Source organism: Cobetia sp. 29-18-1 (genome assembly GCF_029846405.1).
GTDB classification, from domain to species: domain Bacteria; phylum Pseudomonadota; class Gammaproteobacteria; order Pseudomonadales; family Halomonadaceae; genus Cobetia; species Cobetia amphilecti.
The window spans coordinates 24,207-46,229 of the sequence record NZ_JARWKS010000025.1 but is presented as its reverse complement, the minus strand read 5'-3'; the positions used below and the strand labels follow the sequence as shown (position 1 = coordinate 46,229).

Below are 22,023 nucleotides of genomic sequence, written 5' to 3'. Positions count from 1 at the left end.
AAACACGAAGACCCCGCCATGCGATGCATGGCGGGGTCTTCATATGGCGGAGGAGCAAGTGGCAATTCGCTCCCCCGCAGTACTGCCGAGTTCTGCAGTCAGGGAATGCGGAGCGCTTAGCCCAGCTTTTCCTTGATGCGTGCAGACTTGCCGCTACGCTCACGGAGGTAGTACAGCTTGGCCTGACGGACGTCACCACGACGCTTGACGTCGATAGCGGCAACCTGCGGGCTGTAAGTCTGGAAGGTACGCTCGACGCCCACACCGTGGGAGATCTTGCGGACGGTGAAGGCGGAGTTCAGACCGCGGTTACGCTTGCCGATCACCACGCCTTCGAAGGCCTGCAGACGCTCGCGAGTACCTTCGACGACCTTGACCTGGACGACGATGGTGTCGCCCGGTGCAAAGGCCGGGATTTCCTTGGCCATCTGCTCGTTTTCGATCGCCTGGATCAGTTTATTCTTGCTGCTCATCGCTAGCTCCAAATTCGTTAGCATCAATCCTGGGATTGATGTTCGTCATGACCCCGGCACCGCAAACGGCCTTGAACACGGGGATCGACCTTGTGTGTGACGCGCCACGGAACTCCCGCAAGATGACTCCGGGCCGTGCCGCACCTCCGCCACGGTGGCGGCCTTCTCCTGACAGCGAACCTTCGGCTCGCAGCGGTCAGGCCTTGCCTTTCCGGGCGTGCTGCGCGATGAACTCGTCGAGCAGCTTGCGCTCCTCACGAGTCAACGTGCGACTCTCCAGCAAATCCGGACGCCTGAGCCAGGTACGTCCCAGAGACTGCTGCAACCGCCAGCGCTTGATCAGGGCATGATTGCCACTGAGCAGAACATCCGGCACCCGCTTGCCGTCGATGACTTCAGGGCGGGTATAGTGCGGACAGTCGAGCAGGCCATCGGTGAAGGAATCCTCCTCCGCGCTGGCTTCATGCCCGAGTACGCCCGGCACCAGGCGTGCCACCGTATCGATCAGGACCATGGCCGGCAGTTCCCCGCCAGACAGGACGTAATCGCCGATCGACCACTCCTCGTCGATCTCCTCTTCCACCACGCGCTCATCAATGCCTTCATAGCGCCCGGCCACCACGATCAGACGCTCTTGCGTCGCCAGTTCGCGGGCACCGGCCTGATCCAGCTTGCGGCCTTGCGGGGAGAGATAGATCACACGAGCGTTGTCACCGCCAGCGGCGCGGGCGTCACGAATGGCGCCACGCAGGGTCTCGACCTTCATCAACATGCCGGGACCACCGCCGTAGGGACGATCATCGACCGTACGGTGCCTGTCGGTGGCGTAGTCGCGAGGATTCCAGAAATCGACCTCGAGCAGGCCCTTGTCGACCGCTCGGCCGGTCACGCCACTGGCGGTAATCGCCGTGAACATTTCCGGAAACAGGCTCACTACACCAATCCACACAGGCGTCAGCTCTCTGTGCTTAACATCAGAATTCGGGATCCCAGTCGACGCTCATGCGCCCAGTGGTGAGATCCACATCGCGAACCACCTGATCGGGAAGGTACGGCACGAGCCGTTCCTTCTCATCGATGCTGTCGTCGTTCGGCTTTATCACCAGAACGTCGTTGGCACCGGTTTCCATCAGGGTGCTCACTTTCCCGAGGCGCTGGCCATCCAGCGTTACCACCTCGAGACCTTCCAGTTGATGCCAGTAGTACTCACCGACTTCCAGCTGCGGCAGGTGCTGCTTGGGCAGGAGAATCTCCGCCCCGGCCAGCTCCTGTGCTGCTTCGCGACTGTCGATACCTTCGAGCTGTGCCACCAGGCCCTTGCCATGGCGACGTGCCTGAGCGAGGCGGGCGGGAATCTGCTTCCCGTCCAGCTTCAGCATCCAGCCAGCGTAATCGAAGATGCCGTCAATCGGGCTGGTGTAGGAATACACCTTGAGCCAGCCTTTGACGCCATAGGGGCTGGTAAGCTTCCCCATTACCACGACATCATCGTCATGCGATGACGCTGCGGTCGGCTGCGGGTTGTTCGGTTGAGTAGGCATCCTGGAATCAAGCCTGCTGCTTGCCAGCTTCCTTGATCAGCTGAGCGACACGGTCAGAGACCTGTGCGCCCTGCTGCTGCCAGTGAGCGACGCGCTCGAGATCGACGCGCAGACGCTCTTCCTGGCCGCGAGCGACCGGGTTGAAGAAGCCGACGCGCTCGATGAAGCGGCCATCACGGGCTGTGCGGGAATCAGCCACAGCGAGGTGGTAGAAGGGACGCTTCTTGGCGCCACCACGTGCCAGACGAATGGTAACCATTGCGTAATCTGTCCTTCGTGTTGAAGTGAAAATCGTGCCACAGAACTCGTCTTCGCATGGAGGGTCCACACGAAGAGGCGACATTCTACGGAAATTGGCAAGCCTTGGAAACCTTTTTCCAAGGCCATGCACACGCTCCGCGACACGGGACGTGCCACGGAGCGCAATTCCTGGTGTCAGCGCCCATGTCTCATCAGCGCTGCATCGGGCATCGGGTCAGCAATCAGCGACGCGGGAAGCGTCCGCCGCCCATGCCGCCGGGGCCACCCATACCGCCCATGCCACCCATACCGCCGGGGCCGCCAGGACCACCGCCACCGCCCATCATGCCGGACATGCCACGCATCATCTTCTGCATGCCACCTTTCTTGCCGGCCTTCTTCATCATCTTGGCCATCTGCTTGTGCTGCTTGAGCAGACGATTGAGGTCCGGCACCTGGGTACCGGAGCCCATGCAGATGCGGCGCTTGCGCGACCCATTGATGAGATCCGGGTTGCGGCGTTCCTTGGGCGTCATGGAGTTGATCATCGCCTCCAGCTTGCCCAGCTCCTTCTCGCTGGCCTGGCTCTGGGCGACTTCCGCCAGCTGACCCATGCCCGGCAGCTTGGACATCAGACTGCCCATGCCACCCATGTTCTTGAGCTGCTGGAGCTGGTCACGGAAGTCCTCGAGATCGAAGCCTTCGCCTTTCTTGACCTTGCTGGCCAGCTGCTCGGCCTTGCTCTTGTCGACGGTGCGCTCGGCTTCCTCGATCAGCGACAGCATGTCGCCCATGCCGAGGATGCGCGAGGCGATACGGTCCGGGTGGAAGGGCTCGAGGGCGTCGACCTTCTCCCCCATGCCCATGAACTTGATCGGCTTGCCGGTGATGTGACGTACGGACAGGGCCGCACCGCCACGCGCATCACCGTCGGCCTTGGTCAGCACGACACCGGTCAGCGGCAAGGCTTCATGGAAGGCCTTGGCGGTGTTGGCGGCATCCTGACCGGTCATCGCATCGACGACGAACAGCGTCTCGTCGGGATTGACGCTGCGGTGCAGGGCGGCGATCTCGTCCATCATGTCGGCATCGACATGCAGGCGACCGGCGGTATCGACCAGCACCACGTCGTGGAACTGGATACGCGCGTGCTTCATCGCCGCTTCGGCGATGGCCACCGGCTGCTGGGAGGAGTCGGAGGGGAAGAAATCGACCCCGACTTCCTTGGCCAGCGTTTCCAGCTGGTCGATGGCGGCCGGGCGATAGACGTCGGCCGAGACCACCAGCACCTTCTTCTTCTCGCGCTCGCGCAGGTAGCGTGCCAGCTTGGCGACGGTAGTCGTCTTGCCCGCACCCTGCAGGCCTGCCATCAGAATGACGGCCGGACTGCCCTTGAGCGTCAGACCTTCATTGGCTTCGCCCATGATCGCTTCCAGCTCCTGCTGGACGATCTTGACGAACTGCTGGCCCGGCGACAGGCTCTTGGACACTTCCTGACCGACGGCACGTTCGCGCACTCGCTCGATGAAGGCCTTGACCACCGGCAGCGCGACATCGGCTTCAAGCAACGCCTTGCGCACTTCGCGCAGGGTGTCCTTGATGTTGTCTTCCGTCAGCTTGGCCTGGCCGGTAATCGACTTCAGCGTATGCGACAGGCGATCACTCAAACTTTGAAACATGGGCCTCTCCGGCTAGGGACGTCTGGGGTCCGCGCTGCGGGGACGAGGGCGTAAGCCACCTCGTGACCGGCGCACGGCATGACGCCCCAGCGCGTGAATGGTTATCCTGTCGCGCATTATACGCACAGGGCGGCCGTGTCTCCATGCATGCAAGGCTTGCAAGTCGCCATCCTGGCGATGACATGCATGAAGGAAGCAGCGCCGACAATCGTCATGCAATGCGGAGTCTGTCGCCGCGCAGGCCTCATCGCCCGCGAGAGCACGCGACAGGACACCGCGAGTGGATGCAATCCCGGCGGCGCATTCGGTATAGTCTCTGCAGATAGACAGTGCCTCATGCGAGGCCTGATCTCCCGCTACCCTCCGGCACCTGGACAACAGCACATGCAGGCTCTGCCTTTTGCCTTTCTGGCCATCATCTTCTATCTCGGCGCCGGCCTCTGGCAGGGCCTTACCCTGACACGCCGCGTCCCGGCACGCACGCGTCTGGTGCGCAGTCTGGCGCTGATCGCCGTCGCCTGCCATGCCGTCATCGTCTGGGTCACGCTCAACCACGGTGGCGCGCTGCACCTCGGACTGTTCGAGAGCGCGTCGCTGGTCAGCTGGGCCATCTGCCTGCTGCTGGTCATCGCCAGCCTGTTCAAGCCGGTGATCGCCGGGGGCGCGGCGCTGTTCCCGGTCGCCGCCGCCTGCGTGCTCGGCGTGATGAACCTGCCAAGCGCCACCACCGAGAACCCGCTCTCCCCCGGTCTGGTCGCCCACGTCTTCACCTCGGTGGCGGCGTTGGCCTTCTTCAGCATCGCGGCCATGCAGGCCGGACTGCTGTCGCTGCAACAGCACGCGCTCAAGAAGCGCCATACCCGCGGCATCGTCCAGGTGCTGCCGGCACTGACCAGCATGGAACGCGCGCTGTTCGAGCTGATCTGGGCCGGCATGATCCTGCTCAGCGTGTCGATCATCAGCGGCACCATCTATCTGGACAACATGTTCGCCCAGCATCTGGCTCACAAGACGGTGCTCAGCCTCGGCGCCTGGATCATCTTCGCCGTGCTGCTGTTCGGGCATCACGTGCTGGGCTGGCGCGGCCAGCGTGCCGCCCGCTGGACACTGGGCGGCTGCCTGGTACTGGCGCTGGCCTTCTTCGGCACCAAGTTCGTGCTGCAAGTGATATTTTCCCACTAAGCCCTGCCACCCCGACAGAGATCGCTCGCTGCGCCTGATGCATTGCAGCGAGCGTGTCAGTATCATGCGCCTAAATCCGCCACCGAGGACCCTTCACTCTTGAGCGACGACACCCCGTTGGGGCTGCTGTTCGGCCTACTGGTCATCCTGATCATCCTGTCTGCCTTCTTCTCGAGCTCCGAGACCGGCATGATGTCGATCAACCGCTACCGTCTCAGTCACCGTGCCAAGGGCGGTGAGCGCGGCGCTAAGCGTGTTACCCGCCTGCTTTCCCGTCCGGACCGCCTGATCGGCGTCATCCTGATCGGCAACAACTTCGTCAACAACCTGGCTGCCTCGCTGGCGACCATCATCGCGATCCATTACTTCGGTGATGTCTCGGGCCCGGCCGTCTCGACCGCCGTACTGACCATCGTGGTGCTGATCTTTGCCGAAGTGACGCCCAAGACCATGGCCGCCGTGAACCCGGAGCGCATCGCCTATCCGGCCTCGCTGGTGCTGGAACCGTTGCTCAAGCTGCTCTACCCGCTGGTCTGGCTGGTCAATGGCATCTCCAATGGCCTGCTGCGCCTGTTCGGCGTGCGCGATGTCAGCGGCGGCGCCGACAGCCTGACCCGTGACGAGCTGCGCACCGTGGTCCACGAAGCCGGCAGCATGATCCCGCGTCGCCACCAGGGCATGCTGCTGTCGATTCTCGATCTCGAGAACGTCACCGTCGATGACATCATGGTGCCGCGTCAGGAGATCTTCGGCATCGACCTGGACGATGACCTCGACATCATCCTCAGCCATATCCGCGCCAGTCAGCACACGCGGGTGCCGGTCTACAAGGGTGACATCAACAACATCATCGGCATCCTGCACCTGCGCAACGCGGCACGCTTCCTGTCACTGGACGAGGTCACCAAGGCCTCCATCATCCAGGAAGCCCGCGAGCCCTACTTCATCCCGGAATCCACGCCGCTGCATACCCAGTTGCTCAACTTCCAGAAGCAGAAGCGCCGCATCGGCATCGTGGTCGACGAGTATGGCGATGTGCAGGGGCTGGCGACGCTGGAGGACATCCTCGAGGAGATCGTCGGCGAGTTCACCACCGATGTCGCCGGTACGCATCAGGAGATCCACCCGCAGGACAACGGCAGCTACGTGATCGAAGGCACCGCCAACATCCGCGAGATCAACAAGGCCATCGGCTGGCAGCTGCCGACTGACGGTCCCAAGACGCTCAACGGCCTGATTCTGGAACATCTGGAATCCTTCCCGGATGCCCCGGCCAGTCTCGCCATCGGCACCACGCGCATCGAGATCCAGCAGGTGAAGGACAACCAGATCACCTCGGCACGCTGCTGGCAGGCGGCTCGCACCACGCGCAGCTGACGCCCCCCGCATTGCCACGCAGCACGGCACTCTCGACGACAGGCCCGCCAATTGGCGGGCCTGTCGCGTCTGGGGCACGCCAACTCGCCCAGGTGCTCACTTGCAGGTACTCATTTGCGGGTGCTCATTTGCAGCTGCTCAGGTGCAAGAACCAGCTGCAATACGGTGTTGCAGACCACGACACGCAAGCGGCCCGAACCCACGCTATGCTGTGCGCGTTCGCGCTGCCCGCCAGCGCCAGACGTCACGGACCTGCGCCAGAGCAGGCTGACTCACCGCTCCCGCTGCAATGCCCCACAACCTTCGAATGGCCCTCATGACTTCAGCTTCCGCCCCAACGGCGACCCCCGCCCTGCATCGACAACCTCACTTCACCGTGCTGCTGGCCCTGATGGTGGCGCTCGCCCCGCTATCGATGGATGCCTTCCTGCCCGCCATCCCCGCCATGGCCGCGGAATTCGGTGTCGATCACTCCCGCCTCGGCCTGACCATCACCTTCTTCCTGGCCGGCTACGCCTTCGGTCAGCTGAGTGGTGGCCCGCTGTCGGACAGCCTGGGCCGTCGCCCGATCGCGCTGGGCGGCATCGTGCTGTTCTTGATCGCGAGTCTCGGCTGCGCCATGACGCATAGCCTGGAATGGCTGATGGTCTTCCGTGTCCTGCAGGGGATCGCGACCGGCATGACCGGCGGCGTCTCTCGCACCGTGGTGCGCGATGTCGCGACCGGCAAGGACGCCGCGCGCCTGATGACCAACGTCATGATGGTGCTGATGGCAGCACCGCTGGTCGCCCCCAGCCTCGGCGCCCTCATCCTGGCGCTGAGCACCTGGCAGATGGTCTTCATCGGCCTGGCCGTCTATGGCGTGATCGCCGGAGTCGCCATTCGCCAGTGGCTGCCGGAGACCCTGCCTGCCAGCGAGCGTTCACCGCTCAGCCTGCGCGGCGCATTGGCCAGCTATCGCACGGTACTGACGACGCGCGGCGTCCCCGGGCACCTGATGCTGCTGCTGTGCGGGCCCGGCATCATGTTCACCTTCCTGACCAACGCGAGCTATCTCTATCAGGGTGTGCTGGGGCTGAATTCCGGTGAGTTCGCGCTGGCCTTCGGCGCCAATGTCGGCGCGATGCTGATCGGCAACCGCCTCAACCACTTCGGCCTCAAGCATCTGCGCACGCGCAAGCTGGTTCAGGTGGCGCTGTGCATGCAGGGGATCGGCATCACCTGGCTGATCTCGCTGGTCATCACCGACAACGTCCAGGTCGCCACCCTGATTCCGGGCATCCTGTTCGTGCTGGGCGCCGGCGGCATGATCACGCCCAACGTGATGGCCGACTACCAGTCGCTGTTCGCACGTGGCCATGGTGCCGCCAATGCCATCTCCGGCACGGTGCTGTATCTCGGCGGCGGTCTCTATGGCGCCCTGGCCAGCCTGTGGCTGAGCGGCGATGACATGCTGGCGGTGCCGCTGGTCATGCTGGGCGCCTGGGCCATCGGCGGCTTCGGCTTCTGGGTCACGCGCCACACCGCTCCCTCCGAGCAGTCCAGCGACTGACGCGACGCCGCGCTCACCACCAGTGGCCATTTGCTGGTCGCCAGAACGTGAAATGCCGCCCCTGCCTGACGATCGTGTCGGCATGGGCGGCATTTTCATGCAGCACTGAAAAAAGTGAGGGGCTAGCGGGAGCGCGCCAGGCGTGTCGCCTTGCGATGTAGATCACGCACCGCTTCTTCGAGCTCCACCGCCTTGGTGCCGACAGGGTCGAAGGTACGCCCGACACACAGCTCTACCCGCCCGCGCAGGCGGCGCGGAAACTTGGCGAAGGCAGGCCCGCCGCCGTGGGAGAACCAGGAGCCCCACAGGCCACCCAGCGCCATCGGAATCACCGGCACCGGGTCACGCGCCAGAATCAACTCCAGCCCGCGCCGGAAGCGCCCGACCTCACCGTCGCGCGTCAGCTTGCCCTCGGGGAAGATCATCACGACCTCTCCCTCGCGCAGCGCCTTGCCGACTTCCTCCAGCGAGCGGCGCACCCCTGCCGGGTCCTTGCGCGAGGAGTCCACCGGAATCGCCCCGGCGATGCGGAAGAACCACTTCAGCCACGGCGAGTGATATATCTCGGCATCCATCAGGAAACGCAGCGGGCGCGGACTGGCCCCGCCCAGAATCAGCGCATCCATGAAGCTGACGTGATTGCACACCACCAGCGCCGCCCCTTCCGCCGGTATCCGCCAGCGCCCCTTGAGGTGCAGGCGATACATCAGGTGGATGAGGATGAAGATATTGAGGCGCAGGAAGGGCCGCGGGTCACGCAGCATGCAGACCACCGCGATCAGCCCGCTGATCAGGGACAGCAGCAGCAGGAAGTCCGGAATATCGCGCCCCATCACGCCCAGCACCAGAATGCCGGCACCGGCCGACAGCACCATCAGCAGGGCATTGAGCACGTTGTTGGCGGCGATCATGCGCGCGCGGTGATCTTCAGGACTGCGAATCTGCAGCAGGGTATAAAGCGGCACGATATAGAGGCCGCCGCCGAAGCCGATGACGCCGAGATCCAGCCACATGCGCCAGAAACCGGCGATGCCCAGCAGCTCGATCAAGGGCGTGGCCATCTGTGCCTCGGCCAGCGCCGGGCGCAGGGCAAGATCCAGCCCGCCAGCGAAGATGATCAGCGCGCCGAAGGGCACCAGTCCCGTCTCGAGACGCCCGCGCGAGACACGCTCACAGGCCAGCGACCCCAGCCCGATACCGATGGCAAAGGCCGCCAGCAAGGCAGAGGTCGCCCCTTCAGCCCCATGCACGATATCGCGCGCATAGGCCGGCAACTGCGTCAGATAGCTGGCGCCGAGGAACCAGAAGGCACTGATGCCCAGCAGCGCCCAGCGTAGCCGGCGGTTGCTCAGCCCTTCACGCATCACCGCTATGCTGCCGGAGAGCGGACGCCACGGCACAGGGCCGGGCGAAGCGGAGGGTGCCGGCGGAATCTTGCCGGCCGCCATCACGCCTAGAAGAGACAGGGAGACCAGCGATGCGGACAGCGCCCAGCGTGCCAGCTCGCCGCCCAGTGCCATCAAGGCCGCGGCGGCAAGGGTACCGATCAGGATGGCGAGGAAGGTGCCCAGCTCGACCCAGGCATTGCCGCTGACCAGCTCATCCGGCTTGAGGTGCTGGGGCAGGATGGCGTACTTGACCGGCCCGAAGAGCGCCGACTGGGTGCCCATCATGAACAGCAGCGCCAGCAGCAACTCCCAGGCCTCGAAGATCAAGGCGCCGGCCGCCACGCTCATGGTGGCCAGCTCCAGCCACTTGAGTCGCACGATCAGGCGCTGCTTGTCGAGGCGGTCAGCCAACAGGCCGCCCCAGGCGGAGAACAACAGAAAAGGCAGGATGAACAGACCGGCCGCCAGGTTGTTGACGATGCCGGTGTCCCAGCCCCGCTGCTCGATGACCACGAAGGTCATCAGCAGCAGCAAGGCGTTCTTGAACAGATTGTCATTGAAGGCCCCGAGGGCCTGGGTCCAGAAGAAGGGCGCAAAACGGGGTCGCCGGAGCAGTTCTCGACTCATTTGCCAGCTTCCGTGGCATCCCCCGCACACGCAGCCTCGCTGCGCACCTTGAGCCCCGCCAACATGGTGTCCAGCAACTGATCGAGCAGCTCCGTCACTTCCAGTGGCTGCCCCTGCCAGAGTCCCAGACGCTCGTTCATGCCCAGCTGCACCAGACCGTGCACGCTACCCCACAGCGTGCGCGCCATGCGCTTGGCCTCGACGGACTCGACGCGTGGGGCGTACTCGACCAAGGCCCCCTCCACACGTTCGAACAGCCCTTCGATCATCGCGTTCTGACGCTGGTCCAGCTCACCTTCCTGCGCGAGCGGGAAGTCGAACAGCAGCTGCCAGCGGTAAGGGTCGCGCTGGGCGAAGCCCCAGTAGGCGCGCGCCAGGGCCTTGAGGCGTTCCGAAGGACTCGGCGTCTCCTGTCCGGCTATCGCATCGTGCAGCCTGTCCAGCGTCGCCAGATTGACGTGCTGGAGCAGGTTGCCGAAGCTGCCATAAAGCTTGAGCAGGGTGCTGGGCGCACAACCGACTTCGCGAGCCAGGTTGCGCAGAGACAGGGCGTGAACGGGCTGCGCTTTGAGCCATTCATCGCAGGTCTCCATTACCCGCGCATGCAGCGCTTCCGGTGCATGCTGACGTGGACGGGCCATCGAATTCCTCTGATGCTTGAGATGCGTTACCGCGTAGCGAATCTGACGCGGTGTGTGTTCGGACAGCACGGGTGGGCAAAGGGTTGCGACGCCTTGCGGGCATCTCTTGGAGCACCCCGTATCGGTCATTGAATCGAACAGTGTTTCCGTCCAGCATATCGAGACTGAGCACAAACGCAAGCACCACCAAGGTGTGGCATGCTGGCATCCGTGGCGTGCAGCGCGATCCACACCCCATCTCAGGCAGCAGCTGCCGCTGCATGTTCCCTTCGCCTCATCGCCTCAAAGGATTCTCGTGGCCGGTCGTCTGTATATCCCCCCCTACCCCGCTGACCTGCCCCCCGACGAACTGTTCGGGTCGCTGGCGACTCCCGCGCTCGAACGCCAGTTGCGCAGCGAACTGCTGGTCAGCGCCAATCGCGCCCCGCGCATGCCCGCCTCGATGCTGCGCATGGAAGGCCCCCGCCTGCGCCTGGTGCCGGCACTCTGGGGCCTGACTCCCAGTTGGCTGGAGATCATGGACCACGCCCCGCACGTGGCGCGGGCAGAGTCGCTGGAAACGCGACGCATGTTCCGCGAGTCGTTCATCAGCCAGCGGGCACTGATCCCCGTCGGCGGTGTCTATGTGTGGAAGGAACAACCGCGCATGAAGCAGCCGTTTCTGGTCACGCACCCGACCCGCGCCCCGCTGTTGCTGGCCGCCCTGTGGACGCGCCACTTCAGCGCCCCCCTGATGGAGGGGCTGCCCCCCGAGGGGCGCGACAGCTTCGCGCTGATCAGTGTCGAGTGTGCCGGGGTCACGTCACGCCTGACCGATCGCATGCCCGCCGTGATTGCGCCGCATCAGGTACGCGACTGGCTGAATGCCGAGACGCCGCTGGAGACGGTACGCAGCATGCTGACGCCGAACGCCAGCCTGGCCGCCTTCCCGGTCGCACGCCTCGTCAACGACCCCGAGCATCAGGAGTGGAGCGTCGCGCACCCCACCGGCCCGATGCTGACCTGAATCCGCCTGCGCCGACGGCACGTATCGAGGATGGCGGCACTGCATCGCTCTACCGCCTCGCGCGCATGTTCGCCCAATGAGAACCATCACCGAGTCAGCGCCACCTGCCCGAGCAGCGGTGGCATGAATCAGGAGAGAAGATGTCACTGCCTTCAGGATTTCGCCCTCTTGCACTGAGCACGGCCATTGCCGCCATCGTCATGAGTGGCCTGGCGCCGGCCATCAGCCATGCCGATACCCGCCCGGCTTCCGCGCCCGCGTCGTCCCTCGCGCCGGCCGCCAACTCCGCCTCAAGCACGGCGCCCGCCAGGGCCGAGCAAGCTAGCCCCGTCATCAAGAGCGAGAACGACCAGCGACTCTATCGCAGCCTGACCCTCGATAACGGCCTCAAGGTCCTGCTGGTCAGTGATGCCAAGGCCGACAAGGCCGCCGCTGCCGTCGATGTCGAAGTCGGCAGCGCCCAGGACCCCGACGATGTTCCGGGGCTGGCACACTTCCTGGAGCACATGCTGTTCCTCGGCACCGATCGTTATCCGAAGCCGGATGCCTACCAGGACTTCATCACCAAGCATGGCGGCCAGCACAACGCCTTCACCGCCAGCCAGGACACCAACTACTTCTTCGACATCGACCCGGATGCCTTCGATGAAGCGCTGCCGCGCTTTGCACGCTTCTTCGTCGCCCCGCAGTTCAATGCCGACTACGTGGATCGCGAGCGCCATGCGGTCAATTCCGAGTATCAGGCACGCCTGCAGGATGATGGCCGGCGCATCTACGAGGCTGTCGAAGCGGCCCTCAACCCGGAACACCCCTTCAACCGCTTCAGTGTCGGCAGCCTCGAGACCCTCAAGGACACCGAGGCCGGCAGCCTGCGCCAACGTCTGGTCGACTTCTATCAGGCGCACTACGGCGCCAACGTGATGCGCCTGTCACTGGTCGGGCCGCAGTCATTGGAAACGCTCGAACAGCTGGCCCGTGACAACTTCAGTGATGTGCCCGACCGCGGGCTGTCGCGCCCCGAGATCACCACGCCCCTGGCCAGCGGTGACGAGCTGCCGGCACGCCTCGAGGTCAAGGCGCTCAAGCAGGAGCGCAAGCTGTCGTTCATGTTCCCCATCGACGACCCGATTGCCCACTACCGCTCACAGCCGGTCAGCTACCTGGCCAACCTGATCGGTCATGAGGGCGAAGGCAGTCTGCTGGCAGTGCTCAAGGACAAGGGCTGGGCAGATGGCCTCTCGGCCGGCGGTGGTCTCAGTGATGGCGCGCATGCCCTGCTCAGCGTCGACATCAGCCTGACCCCGGAGGGCGCGCAGCATCAGGCGGAGATCCGTGCCGCGCTGTTCGACTACCTGGCCCTGATCCGCGCTGAGGGCATCAACGACTGGCGCTATACCGAACAGGCACAGCTGGGCGAGCAGAGCTTCCGCTTCCAGCAGCGCAGCTCGCCGGTCAATCTGGCCAGCAATCTGGCGATGATGATGACGCGCTATCCGATCGAGGATGTGCTGGCGGCGCCCTACCTGATGCAGGACTTCGACCCGGACCTGATCAAGGACACCCTCGCTCGCCTGACACCCGACAACCTGCTGGAGGTCTACTCCGGCCCGCAGGTGGAGGGGGATCAACAGGGCGAGTGGTTCAAGGCGCCCTACACCCTGACGCGCCTGACGGCGGATGCCGCTGCTCAGACCGCCGTCGATGACACCCTGGCCAGCCAGCTGGCGCTGCCCAGGCCCAACCCCTATCTGGCCAAGGACTTCCGCGTACTCGACCTGGCCGACGCCAAGCCGAGCCAGTTGATCGATGAGCCCGGTGCCGAGCTCTGGTATCAGGGCGATGCGAGCTTCGGCGTGCCGAAGGCCGAATGGCGCTTCGGTCTGCTCAATCCCGACGTCAGTCGCTCGGTGGATGACCAGGCCATGAGTCAGGTGCTGGCGGCGTGGCTGAATGACAGCCTCAACGCGCGTCTGTATCCGGCACGTCTGGCGGGGCAGGATGCGCTGGTCTATGCCCATGGGCGTGGCATCACGCTGCAGTTCAGTGGCTGGCGCGATGGTCAGCAGCCGGAAATGCGTGAAGTGCTCGACCAGCTGGTGAATGGCGAGATGGCCCCCGCCACCCTGGAGCGCATTACTCAACGCCTGCGTCGCAGCCTGCAGAATCGCGTTCAGGCACCGCTCTACACGCGCCTGGGTCGCAGCCTCAGCGAAACGCTGGTCGGCCTGCCGAGCACCGCCGAGCAGCAACTGGCGGCCCTGGACAAGATCGACGCCCAGTCACTGGACAGCTTCCGCAAGCGCTTCCTTGCCAAGCTGCACGTGCAGGCGATGGTGACCGGCAATCTGACCGCCGACCAGGCCCGCGAGACCGGCCAGCTGGTGATCAACGGGCTTGCGCCGCGCATCACGCGCGAGGCGGTGCCAGACCTGGAAGTGCGTCAGGTCACCCAGCACACGGTACTGCGCCCGGACAGCACACGCGGCGATTCCGGTGCCCTGCGCTACCTGCAGGGCAAGGACCGTACGCTGCAGACCCAGGCCCGCATCGCGGTGCTGGGTCAGCTGCTCGAAGCGCCCTTCTACAGCCAGCTGCGCACCGAGGAGCAACTCGGCTATATCGTCTCCGCGCGCTATTCGCCCATGCTCGATGCGCCGGGGCTGAGCCTGCTGGTGCAGTCGCCGTCCAAGGACAGCAAGACGCTGTTTTCGCGCATGGATGCCTTCCTCACCCGCTTCGGCAGCCGCGTGCAATCGCTGGATGAGGCCGCGCTTGCCAGCTACCGTGACGCCGTCGTCGACAGCCTGACCCAGAAGCCCCGCAAGCTGTCCGAGCTGGCAGCGCGCAACTGGAGCGAGCTGAGCTTCGGCTGGACAGGCTTTGACCGCCGCCAGCAACTGGTCGCGGCCGTCGAGCAGGTCAGCGCGCAGGATATCCGCGCCATCTGGCAACAGCTGAATGACTCCAGCGCGCTGGAACTGGCCTTCGACCCCGGCACGCCCAGCGACTTCGACCAGCGCCTTAACGAACTGGACCTGCCGCCACTGCCCGAGGCGCCGCGCGCCGAGACAGGCGCGACCCTGGCGGCACCCTCAGCCGAGGCCAGCGGCAATGCCCAGCATTGAGTCTCGCCGGCCCGCCAGCGGCTTGGCGGGCAAACAAGGCGCCGGCCCTCACCGGACGGGCGCCTGAAACGACAAGACCCCGACGCGGTGCAGTTCAATAACCGCGTCGGGGTCTTGTTCATTCATGCCTTGCCGGCAAGCATAGCGGGCCGGCTAGCCCGTCATCAGCCGAAGGCCTGCGGCGGCATGATGCCTTCCACGTACATCGCCAGTTCTTCGAGAATCTGCACGCGGTCCGGGTCCTGCTCGCTCTGGGCCAGCCGCTGGATCTCGCTGACGAAGCCCTTCACGGTCAGGCTCGCGACCTGCTCATCGTTCATGCGCTCCCAACGCCACTGCTCCCAGCGTTCGCGCTCGGCGGAGTTGAGCGTGTAGCCGTAGCTGCGCGCACGATAGCGGAACAGCATCTCCTCGAGCCGACCATCCTGGAAGGCGAAAGGCGTATCGTCGAGCGCCTCGGGATGGGTGGCGCGCACCCGCTCCATCTCCTTGCGGTCCGCGGGCGAGAAGAAGCCGCCGGAATAGAGCATCAGGTCCGGATCAGCCGGGCCGGCCGGCGGCGCCTCGGCGAACACCTGCGCCACCTTGGCGCCGACACCGGCGTTGTCCTTCAGCCACTTCCAGTGCACGCGACACTGGGCGGGGTCGATCTTGAAGCGCGCGGCGATCTCGCCGTACTCGCCCTCATGCGGCCCGGACACATCCTTGAGCGCATTGGCCGGCAGCAGCACCGGACTCTTGTTGAGATGGATGACCTTGAGCGGAATCCGCTCCTCGCCTTCCGCGAGGTCATCGGCACTGGCGAAGACACGGGCACGTATCTCTTCCGGTGACAGCTCCATCAACGGCGCCGGGTCGACCGAGAGGTCATAGACGATCACGCCATTGGCATTCGAAGGATGCTCCGCCAGCGGCACCACCAGCGCGCCACAGGCCCGCGAGGCCGGATAGCGACGCGAGATGTGCAGCATCGGCTTGCGTGCGCCGATATCCAGCAGACTGGCGACATGGCGCTTGTTGCGCAGCTTTAGCAGGTAATCGAACAGGCGCGCATTGCGCGACTTGAGCAGGCGTGCCAGCGCGATGGTGGCGCGCACGTCCACCAGCGCGTCATGCGCGCCGGCGTGCTCGATGCCATTGGCCGCCGTCAGATGCTCCAGACGGAAGCTGGGCGCACCATCTTCACGCTTGGGCCATTCGATGCCTTCCGGGCGCAGGGCATGGAAGGCGCGCACGACATCGATCAGGTCCCAGCGCGAATTGCCGTTCTGCCACTCACGCCCGTAGGGGTCGAGGAAGTTGCGGTAGAACAGATGACGACTGACTTCATCATCGAAGCGCAGGCTGTTGTAGCCCAGCGTGCAGGTCCCCGGCACGCTCATCTCATCATTGATGCGCCCGGCGAACTCGGCCTCGGGAATGCCGCGACGCTCGGCCTGCTGCGGGGTGATGCCGGTGATCAGACACGCCATCGGCTGGGGCAGGAAGTCATCGGCCGGCTTGCAATAGAGGGTCAGCGGCTCGCCGACCTCATTGAAGTCAGCATCGGTACGGATGGCCGCGAACTGCGAAGGACGGTCACGGCGCGGGTCGGCGCCGAAGGTCTCGTAGTCGTGCCACAGGAAGGTGGGCTCTGCCACAGGATGTCTCCACGCGGGCGGTCGAAAAATGAACGCGCCAGAGCACCGTCTCCAGCAAGGCTGGCACGGTGCTCTGGCAGGCAATGGGCATGGGCTGGGTCGGGACGTCGCAGGCGCTGCCCGCTCGGCAGCGCCTCAGGAGGCAAGCACCCGACGCCCCGCGAACTCAGGCCTCGCCGGGGCGCGGCAGAGTGACGTTGAGTTCCAGCACCGAGCAGTCGTCTTCGCGGTCCAGCGAGATGTTGATGGCATCCTGGTCGACCTGCACATACTTGCGAATCACCTCGAGCAGCTCACGCTCCAGCATCGGCATGTAATCCGGCTGGTCACGCTGGCTACGCTGGTGCGCGACGATGATCTGCAGCCGCTCCTTGGCGACATTGGCGGTCTTCTTGCGCTCTCGCTTCAGAAAATCCAGTAATTTCACTTGCGCCCCCCTCCAAACATTCTGGCCAGCAGACCGCGCTTCTCGACTTCATGGAAACGCAGCTGCACTTCCTCGCCCAACAGGCGGGACACGCAATCCACGTACGCCTGGCCGGCATCGCTCTTCTGGTCATGCGTGACCGGCACACCCTGGTTGGACGCGCGCAGCACGGCGTCGGATTCCGGAATCAGACCGATCAGCGGGATCGACAGGATTTCCTGGATATCGGTCAGGTTGAGCATGTCGCCGCCGGTGACGCGCGCCGGATGGTAACGGGTGATCAGCAGGTGTTCACGCACCGGGGTGTCGCCATTCTCGGCGCGACGCGTCTTGGAAGACAGCAGGCCGATGATGCGGTCGGAGTCACGTACCGAGCTGACTTCCGGGTTGGTCACCACCACGGCCTCGTCGGCGAAGTACATCGCCAGCTGGGCACCGCGCTCGATACCGGCCGGCGAGTCACAGATGACGTAATCGAACTCCTCGCGCAGCGCGTCGAGCACCTTCTCGACGCCTTCCAGCGTCAGCGCGTCCTTGTCACGGGTCTGGGAGGCCGGAAGGATGTGCAGGTTGTCGATGCGCTTGTCGCGGATCAGGGCCTGCTTGAGATTGGCTTCGCCCTGGATGACGTTGACCAGGTCATAGACCACACGGCGCTCGCAGCCCATGATCAGGTCCAGGTTACGCAGGCCCACATCGAAATCGATCACTACGGTCTTGTTGCCGCGCAAAGCCAGTCCGGTGGCAATGGCGGCGGCGCTGGTCGTCTTGCCGACTCCGCCCTTGCCTGAAGTCACTACGATAATCTTGGCCAAAGGTATCTTCCTTGCTGAGAGTCCCTCGCCGAGCGAGGATCACCTGTAAATATTGGATATCGTTCAGAACACAGTGCTGGGGTCAGCCGAGTCGTGCGATACAGAGTTGGTCGTGTTCAAGCACGACTTCGACATTGGCACCCAGCAGGCGATTGTCGATGTCATCGAGTCGCTTGTAGGTTCCGGCCACCGAGAGCAGCTCGGCGTGCAGTTCCTTGCAGTAGATGCTGGCGTTGCGATCGCCATGGATACCCGCCAGCGCGCGGCCACGCAGAGCGCCATAGATATGCACACTGCCGGCGGCCAGGATCTCGGCGCCGGCATTCACCGCGCCGATGATGACCAGATCGCCCTCCGGTGCGCTGACCTGCTGGCCCGAGCGCACCGTGCCGCGATACACCTTGCTGGCGTGGGCTGGCTCCGCTTTCTCGGCCGCGCTGTCCGCGACTGCCTCGGCAGGCTCGGCGACCGGTTCAGCGGCCACCGGCGGCACGGACTCGAGGGAGCGCCCGCGATTCTCCTGCGGCGGGAACCACCCCAGCCCCAACGCCCAGGCGGACTGACGCACCGGGTCTCCACCGCCACGCACCGCGACCGGCAGCAGCTTGTGCCCTCGGCAGACGGCACAGATGCGCTCCAGCGCCAGATGCGGCTCGTCGAGCTTCTCGACGCTCAGCACCACCGGCGTATGTTGAAAGAAGGCCGGCGACTGGCTGAGCTTGCTGGCCAGCTGAGCACGGATCTGCTCCGGATCACCGCTGACCAGCTCCATGACCGTCATCGGCAGCATGCCGCCCTTGAAGGTGAAGGCCTGAGGGGCCCTGTCCGTACTGAGACTCATGACCTGACTCCGGTTGCGTAAGGAGTGTCGAAGCCCTCCGACACTCTTGATGATGCACGTGCTGTTCACGGCATCCTCAAGGCGACCCTCGATTGGAAAGGCCACCTGAATAACATAGCTCGCCGTCGCACACGGCACAGCGACTGCTTGATAGGCGCCGAGCATGAATGACAGACACTGAATGGCATAGCGGTAACGTACAAAACTATGTGAGCGAACACAGTGCTGCAACTGATGATACGGCCAGCAGCAGGCACTGTCAGGTGTCGCGAGCCTACGACGTGGCTCCCTTGCCGACTTGTCACCCGCCGCCGGTCGCCCTGCACGCCGCCGCGCACGTGCAATAAGGCACATCGATCGACATGCGATACCACACAACGGGGGGCTGTGACTGGTAAGATAGCGGGGTGACGAAATTCATGCGCCGTCACTCCGCCACTCCGTCGTGCCCACCCGATTGCACCCGCCGAGTGTGCGGCCAATTGTTGCGCCCCTCTATTTTTTGCCTGGATAACCGCTCTCTCATGACCGGACTGCTCTCCCGCCTCACTGGCCGCCTGTTCACTCCTCGCTGGCAACACGCCAACCCTGCCATTCGCTCCGCTGCCACTGACCAGCTTGACCCGGAGATTCCAGACCAGCGCAAGATCCTGGAGACCCTGATTCTCGAAGATGATGCCCTGGAAGTTCGCCATGCCGCCCTGACGCGCATGCAATCTCCCGAGCGTCTGCTGCCGCTGCTCGACCGCGCCGATGGCCTGGTACGCGAGCGCCTGATCGAACTGTTGAGCGGCGGCCAGGATGCGCCCTCACTGTTGAGCCGTGAACAGCTGGTCGAGCGCCTGGACGATAGCGAACTGCTGTCGGCCGTGGCGTCCCGCGGTGACAACCAGCAACTGCGTCTGACCGCACTGAGCCGTCTGGAAGATGAAGAGGCGCTGATCCATCAGGCCTGCCACAACACCATCGCCGCCGTGCGCCATGCCGCTGCCGCCCGCATCACCAGCCAGGCCGGCCTCGAGCGTCTGGTGCGCGATGCCAAGCGAGACCGCCACGTGCAGCGTCAGGCGCGCGACACCCTCGCCCAGCGCCGTGCCGATGCTCAGCAGGCCGACGCGCTGGCCGCCAGCCGCGACAACCTGCTGCGCCAGATGGAAAAGCTGCCGCGTCAGGCGTGGGAAGACAGCGTGCCCTCGCGTTACCGCTCGCTGCTGCGCGAGTGGGAGCGTCTGCCGGCCGCGGACTACGAGATTCAACAGCGCTTCGAAGAGGCGCGCCAGCAGGCGCACAAGGTCATCAGCGACCACGAGGCCCGCGAGGAAGCCATTCGCGCCCATGAGCGCCTGAGCGCCAACCTCAACACGCACCTGGAAGAGATTCTCAGCGCCGTGGATCAGGCGCGGGAAGACCTCTACAGCCGCGACTGCGTCAATGACCACGACTTCGCCAGCCTGCAGGCCCAGCGCCGTCTGCAGGGAGAGCGCTGGAGCGAGTTGACCGACCAGTTCTCGGCCCCGGCCGAACTGCTCGAACGTCAGCAGCGCCTGCAACAGCAGCTGCAGGACGCCCTCGATGCCTGGCATCGCCATCAGCTGTGCCAGGGCGAGCTGGATGCCGCGCTGGTCGACAATGACATCGACCAGCTGCGTCGTCTGGAAAGCGAAGTGGCCTGGCCTGCGGGTCTGCCGCAGACCGCCAGCCTGAGCGCGGTGCGTCAGGCGATCAGCGCGGCGCAGCCGGAAGAGCCGGAAGAGGCAGCGCAGGAGCAGGACGCGCTCGATGGCAGCCCAGCACAAGACGCCGAGTCAGCTGACGCCTCCCGCGAGGGCGACGGCACTGCGCGCAAGGCGAGCCTGGATCTGGACGCACTGGATGCCGAACTGGCACGCCTGGAAGCGGATCTCGATGCCGGCAAGCTCAAACCGGCCAGCCGACTGCATCGCTCACTGCGCGATCGTACCGAAGGCCAGCTCGACAATGCCCGCCAGACACGCCTGCGCCAGCTGGGCGCGCGGGTCGCGGAACTCCGTGACTGGCAGAACTTCGTCGCGGCGCCCAAGCGCGAGCAGCTGCTCGAGGCCATCACCACCCTGAGCGAGCGCGATGACATCAGCGATGAGCAGCGCGACCGCCAGCACCAACAACTGATTCAGCAATGGCGCGAGCTGGGCGATGCGGCCGCCAGCCGCGATGCCAGCCAGGCGTTCCGCACCGCCTCTGACGCCATCAAGCTGCGCCTGCGGGATTACCGCGAATCGCGCAAGCAGCTGCGTGAATACAATCTGGCCATGCGCGAAGCGCTCTGCGAGCAGCTCGAATCGCTCAACGGCCACGCCATGGATGATGCCGACCCCGACTCCCTGCGCCAGATCCGTGATCGCGCCCGTGAGGAATGGCGTCGCCACACGCCGGTGCCCGCGGGCCCCGGTCGCCAGCTATCGCACCGCTTCGGTGAAGCACTGACGGCACTGCAGGGGCTGATCGACAGCCGCGCGGGCCAGATCGCCGCCGCCAAGCAGGCACTGGTCGATGCCGTCGAGGCACTGGCCAATGAGGACTCACCGGCACGTGCCCGCGCCGAACAGGCCAAGGCCCTGCAGAGTCGCTGGCGCGAGATGGGCCGCGCGCCCAAGGGCGAAGAGCAACGTCTGTGGGCCGCCTTCCGCGCGGCGTGCGACCGCATCTTCGCTGCACGCGATCAGGACCGTGAAGACCGCGACAGCCGCGAGCAGGCACGTCTGGATCAGTGGCAGGCGCTGATCGAACGTCTCGACAGCTGGGAGCCGGAGACGCTGGAAGACGCCGCCCTGCTCGATGATGCCCTGAAGGAAGCCGACACCCTCGGCCCGCTGCCGCGCGGCAAGCGGGGCGACGGCATGCGTCGTCGCTGGACCGGCATTCTCAAGCGTCGCGAGCAGCGTCTGGATGAACTGCACGCCCTGCAACTGCGTGAGGAATGGCAGCAATGGCGTGACCTGCTCGAACAGCACGCCGTGGCGGATGCCAGCGCGCGCAACGGCGACGTGCAGGATGTCGAGCTGCCGAACACCTCGGCCTTCGACGACAACAGCCGTCAGGCCAATGCGGCGCGCAACCAGATGCGTCAGGCCCTGCCGAGCAACTGCAGCGCCGCCAACGAGCGCCTGGCCGAGCTGCGTGTTCACCTTGCCATTCTGTTCGAGGCCCCGCTGGGCAGCGAAGATGAATCACGCCGCCTGACCGTGCAGGTCGCGCGCATCAACCAGCAGCTGGGTGAGCGCATGGAACGTGAAGAAGAGCTGGATGAGGTGCTGGATGCGCTGCTCGCCAACGGTCCGCTGGACTGGGACGCCTGGCAGACCGAACTGCCGCGCTTCGATGCGCTGTTCAATCACTGAGCCAGTGCTCTTGAGCTGGTGACGACGCGCTCGCAAGACTGAAGTCATGGCAACGAAAAGCCCCCGCCTCGATAGAGACGGGGGCTTTTTCA

At 64.8% G+C, this 22,023-nt stretch carries 17 protein-coding genes; 6 read left to right on the top strand and 11 right to left on the bottom strand.

The window, feature by feature from the left end; genetic code table 11:
• Nucleotides 1-116: 116 nt before the first annotated feature.
• The 5 genes from rplS to ffh all read right to left on the bottom strand — a co-directional run bounded on the left by rplS (nucleotide 117) and on the right by ffh (nucleotide 3,933).
• On the bottom strand, nucleotides 117-473 hold the full coding sequence (gene rplS / locus QD208_RS15995; RefSeq protein ID WP_043336437.1) for a 50S ribosomal protein L19: 357 nt from the start codon (nucleotides 471-473) through the stop codon (nucleotides 117-119).
• A gap of 196 nt (nucleotides 474-669) precedes the next feature.
• Nucleotides 670-1,422: a tRNA (guanosine(37)-N1)-methyltransferase TrmD gene (trmD, locus tag QD208_RS15990; protein WP_043336440.1), complete on the bottom strand. Its 753-nt coding sequence runs from the start codon at nucleotides 1,420-1,422 to the stop codon at nucleotides 670-672.
• Between the two features lie 25 nt (nucleotides 1,423-1,447).
• Nucleotides 1,448-2,014, bottom strand: a complete 567-nt coding sequence (rimM, locus tag QD208_RS15985; protein ID WP_082388946.1) for a ribosome maturation factor RimM — start codon at nucleotides 2,012-2,014, stop codon at nucleotides 1,448-1,450.
• Nucleotides 2,015-2,021: 7 nt separating this feature from the next.
• On the bottom strand, nucleotides 2,022-2,273 hold the full coding sequence (gene rpsP, locus QD208_RS15980) for a 30S ribosomal protein S16 (RefSeq protein ID WP_043336448.1): 252 nt from the start codon (nucleotides 2,271-2,273) through the stop codon (nucleotides 2,022-2,024).
• A gap of 223 nt (nucleotides 2,274-2,496) precedes the next feature.
• Nucleotides 2,497-3,933 (bottom strand): signal recognition particle protein, encoded by a 1,437-nt coding sequence (ffh, locus tag QD208_RS15975; RefSeq protein WP_054557273.1) that lies wholly within the window; start codon nucleotides 3,931-3,933, stop codon nucleotides 2,497-2,499.
• A gap of 384 nt (nucleotides 3,934-4,317) precedes the next feature.
• Here ffh and ccsA point away from each other — a divergent pair, with 384 nt between their 5' ends.
• The 3 genes from ccsA (at nucleotide 4,318) to QD208_RS15960 (ending at nucleotide 8,044) form a co-directional block, all read left to right on the top strand.
• Nucleotides 4,318-5,115 (top strand): cytochrome c biogenesis protein CcsA, encoded by a 798-nt coding sequence (ccsA, locus tag QD208_RS15970; RefSeq protein ID WP_279837409.1) that lies wholly within the window; start codon nucleotides 4,318-4,320, stop codon nucleotides 5,113-5,115.
• A 99-nt stretch (nucleotides 5,116-5,214) separates the two neighbouring features.
• Nucleotides 5,215-6,492 (top strand): HlyC/CorC family transporter, encoded by a 1,278-nt coding sequence (locus QD208_RS15965; protein ID WP_043336457.1) that lies wholly within the window; start codon nucleotides 5,215-5,217, stop codon nucleotides 6,490-6,492.
• Between the two features lie 316 nt (nucleotides 6,493-6,808).
• Nucleotides 6,809-8,044, top strand: coding sequence for a multidrug effflux MFS transporter (locus QD208_RS15960; protein WP_160317893.1), 1,236 nt, complete (start codon nucleotides 6,809-6,811; stop codon nucleotides 8,042-8,044).
• 122 nt (nucleotides 8,045-8,166) lie between these two features.
• On the opposite strand, the gene QD208_RS15955 is transcribed toward QD208_RS15960, so the two are convergent.
• Together QD208_RS15955 and QD208_RS15950 are read right to left on the bottom strand one after the other, a co-directional pair.
• On the bottom strand, nucleotides 8,167-10,059 hold the full coding sequence (locus QD208_RS15955; protein ID WP_192839485.1) for an MFS transporter: 1,893 nt from the start codon (nucleotides 10,057-10,059) through the stop codon (nucleotides 8,167-8,169).
• The gene (locus tag QD208_RS15950; RefSeq protein ID WP_279837408.1) at nucleotides 10,056-10,700 is read right to left on the bottom strand and encodes a TetR-like C-terminal domain-containing protein; all 645 of its coding nucleotides are present in this window, start codon (nucleotides 10,698-10,700) and stop codon (nucleotides 10,056-10,058) included. Before QD208_RS15950 ends, QD208_RS15955 begins: the two co-directional genes overlap by 4 nt.
• Nucleotides 10,701-10,995: 295 nt before the next feature.
• On the opposite strand from QD208_RS15950, the gene QD208_RS15945 reads away from it, so the two are divergent.
• Together QD208_RS15945 and QD208_RS15940 are read left to right on the top strand one after the other, a co-directional pair.
• Nucleotides 10,996-11,706 carry an SOS response-associated peptidase family protein gene (locus QD208_RS15945; protein ID WP_084589627.1) on the top strand — a complete coding sequence of 237 codons (711 nt, stop codon included), beginning with the start codon at nucleotides 10,996-10,998 and terminating at the stop codon, nucleotides 11,704-11,706.
• A gap of 140 nt (nucleotides 11,707-11,846) precedes the next feature.
• Nucleotides 11,847-14,831: an insulinase family protein gene (locus QD208_RS15940; protein ID WP_279837407.1), complete on the top strand. Its 2,985-nt coding sequence runs from the start codon at nucleotides 11,847-11,849 to the stop codon at nucleotides 14,829-14,831.
• Nucleotides 14,832-14,995: 164 nt separating this feature from the next.
• Here QD208_RS15940 and sbcB read toward each other — a convergent pair whose 3' ends face one another.
• The 4 genes from sbcB to minC all read right to left on the bottom strand — a co-directional run bounded on the left by sbcB (nucleotide 14,996) and on the right by minC (nucleotide 18,554).
• The gene (gene sbcB / locus QD208_RS15935; RefSeq protein ID WP_279837406.1) at nucleotides 14,996-16,471 is read right to left on the bottom strand and encodes an exodeoxyribonuclease I; all 1,476 of its coding nucleotides are present in this window, start codon (nucleotides 16,469-16,471) and stop codon (nucleotides 14,996-14,998) included.
• Nucleotides 16,472-16,637: 166 nt separating this feature from the next.
• Nucleotides 16,638-16,898: a cell division topological specificity factor MinE gene (gene minE / locus QD208_RS15930; RefSeq protein ID WP_043336475.1), complete on the bottom strand. Its 261-nt coding sequence runs from the start codon at nucleotides 16,896-16,898 to the stop codon at nucleotides 16,638-16,640.
• The gene (gene minD / locus QD208_RS15925; protein WP_054557277.1) at nucleotides 16,895-17,713 is read right to left on the bottom strand and encodes a septum site-determining protein MinD; all 819 of its coding nucleotides are present in this window, start codon (nucleotides 17,711-17,713) and stop codon (nucleotides 16,895-16,897) included. Before minD ends, minE begins: the two co-directional genes overlap by 4 nt.
• Before the next feature lie 82 nt (nucleotides 17,714-17,795).
• Nucleotides 17,796-18,554, bottom strand: coding sequence for a septum site-determining protein MinC (gene minC / locus QD208_RS15920; protein ID WP_153636638.1), 759 nt, complete (start codon nucleotides 18,552-18,554; stop codon nucleotides 17,796-17,798).
• A gap of 524 nt (nucleotides 18,555-19,078) precedes the next feature.
• Here minC and QD208_RS15915 point away from each other — a divergent pair.
• Complete coding sequence (locus QD208_RS15915; RefSeq protein WP_279837405.1) at nucleotides 19,079-21,931, top strand: DUF349 domain-containing protein; 2,853 nt, start codon at nucleotides 19,079-19,081, stop codon at nucleotides 21,929-21,931.
• Nucleotides 21,932-22,023: the final 92 nt, after the last annotated feature.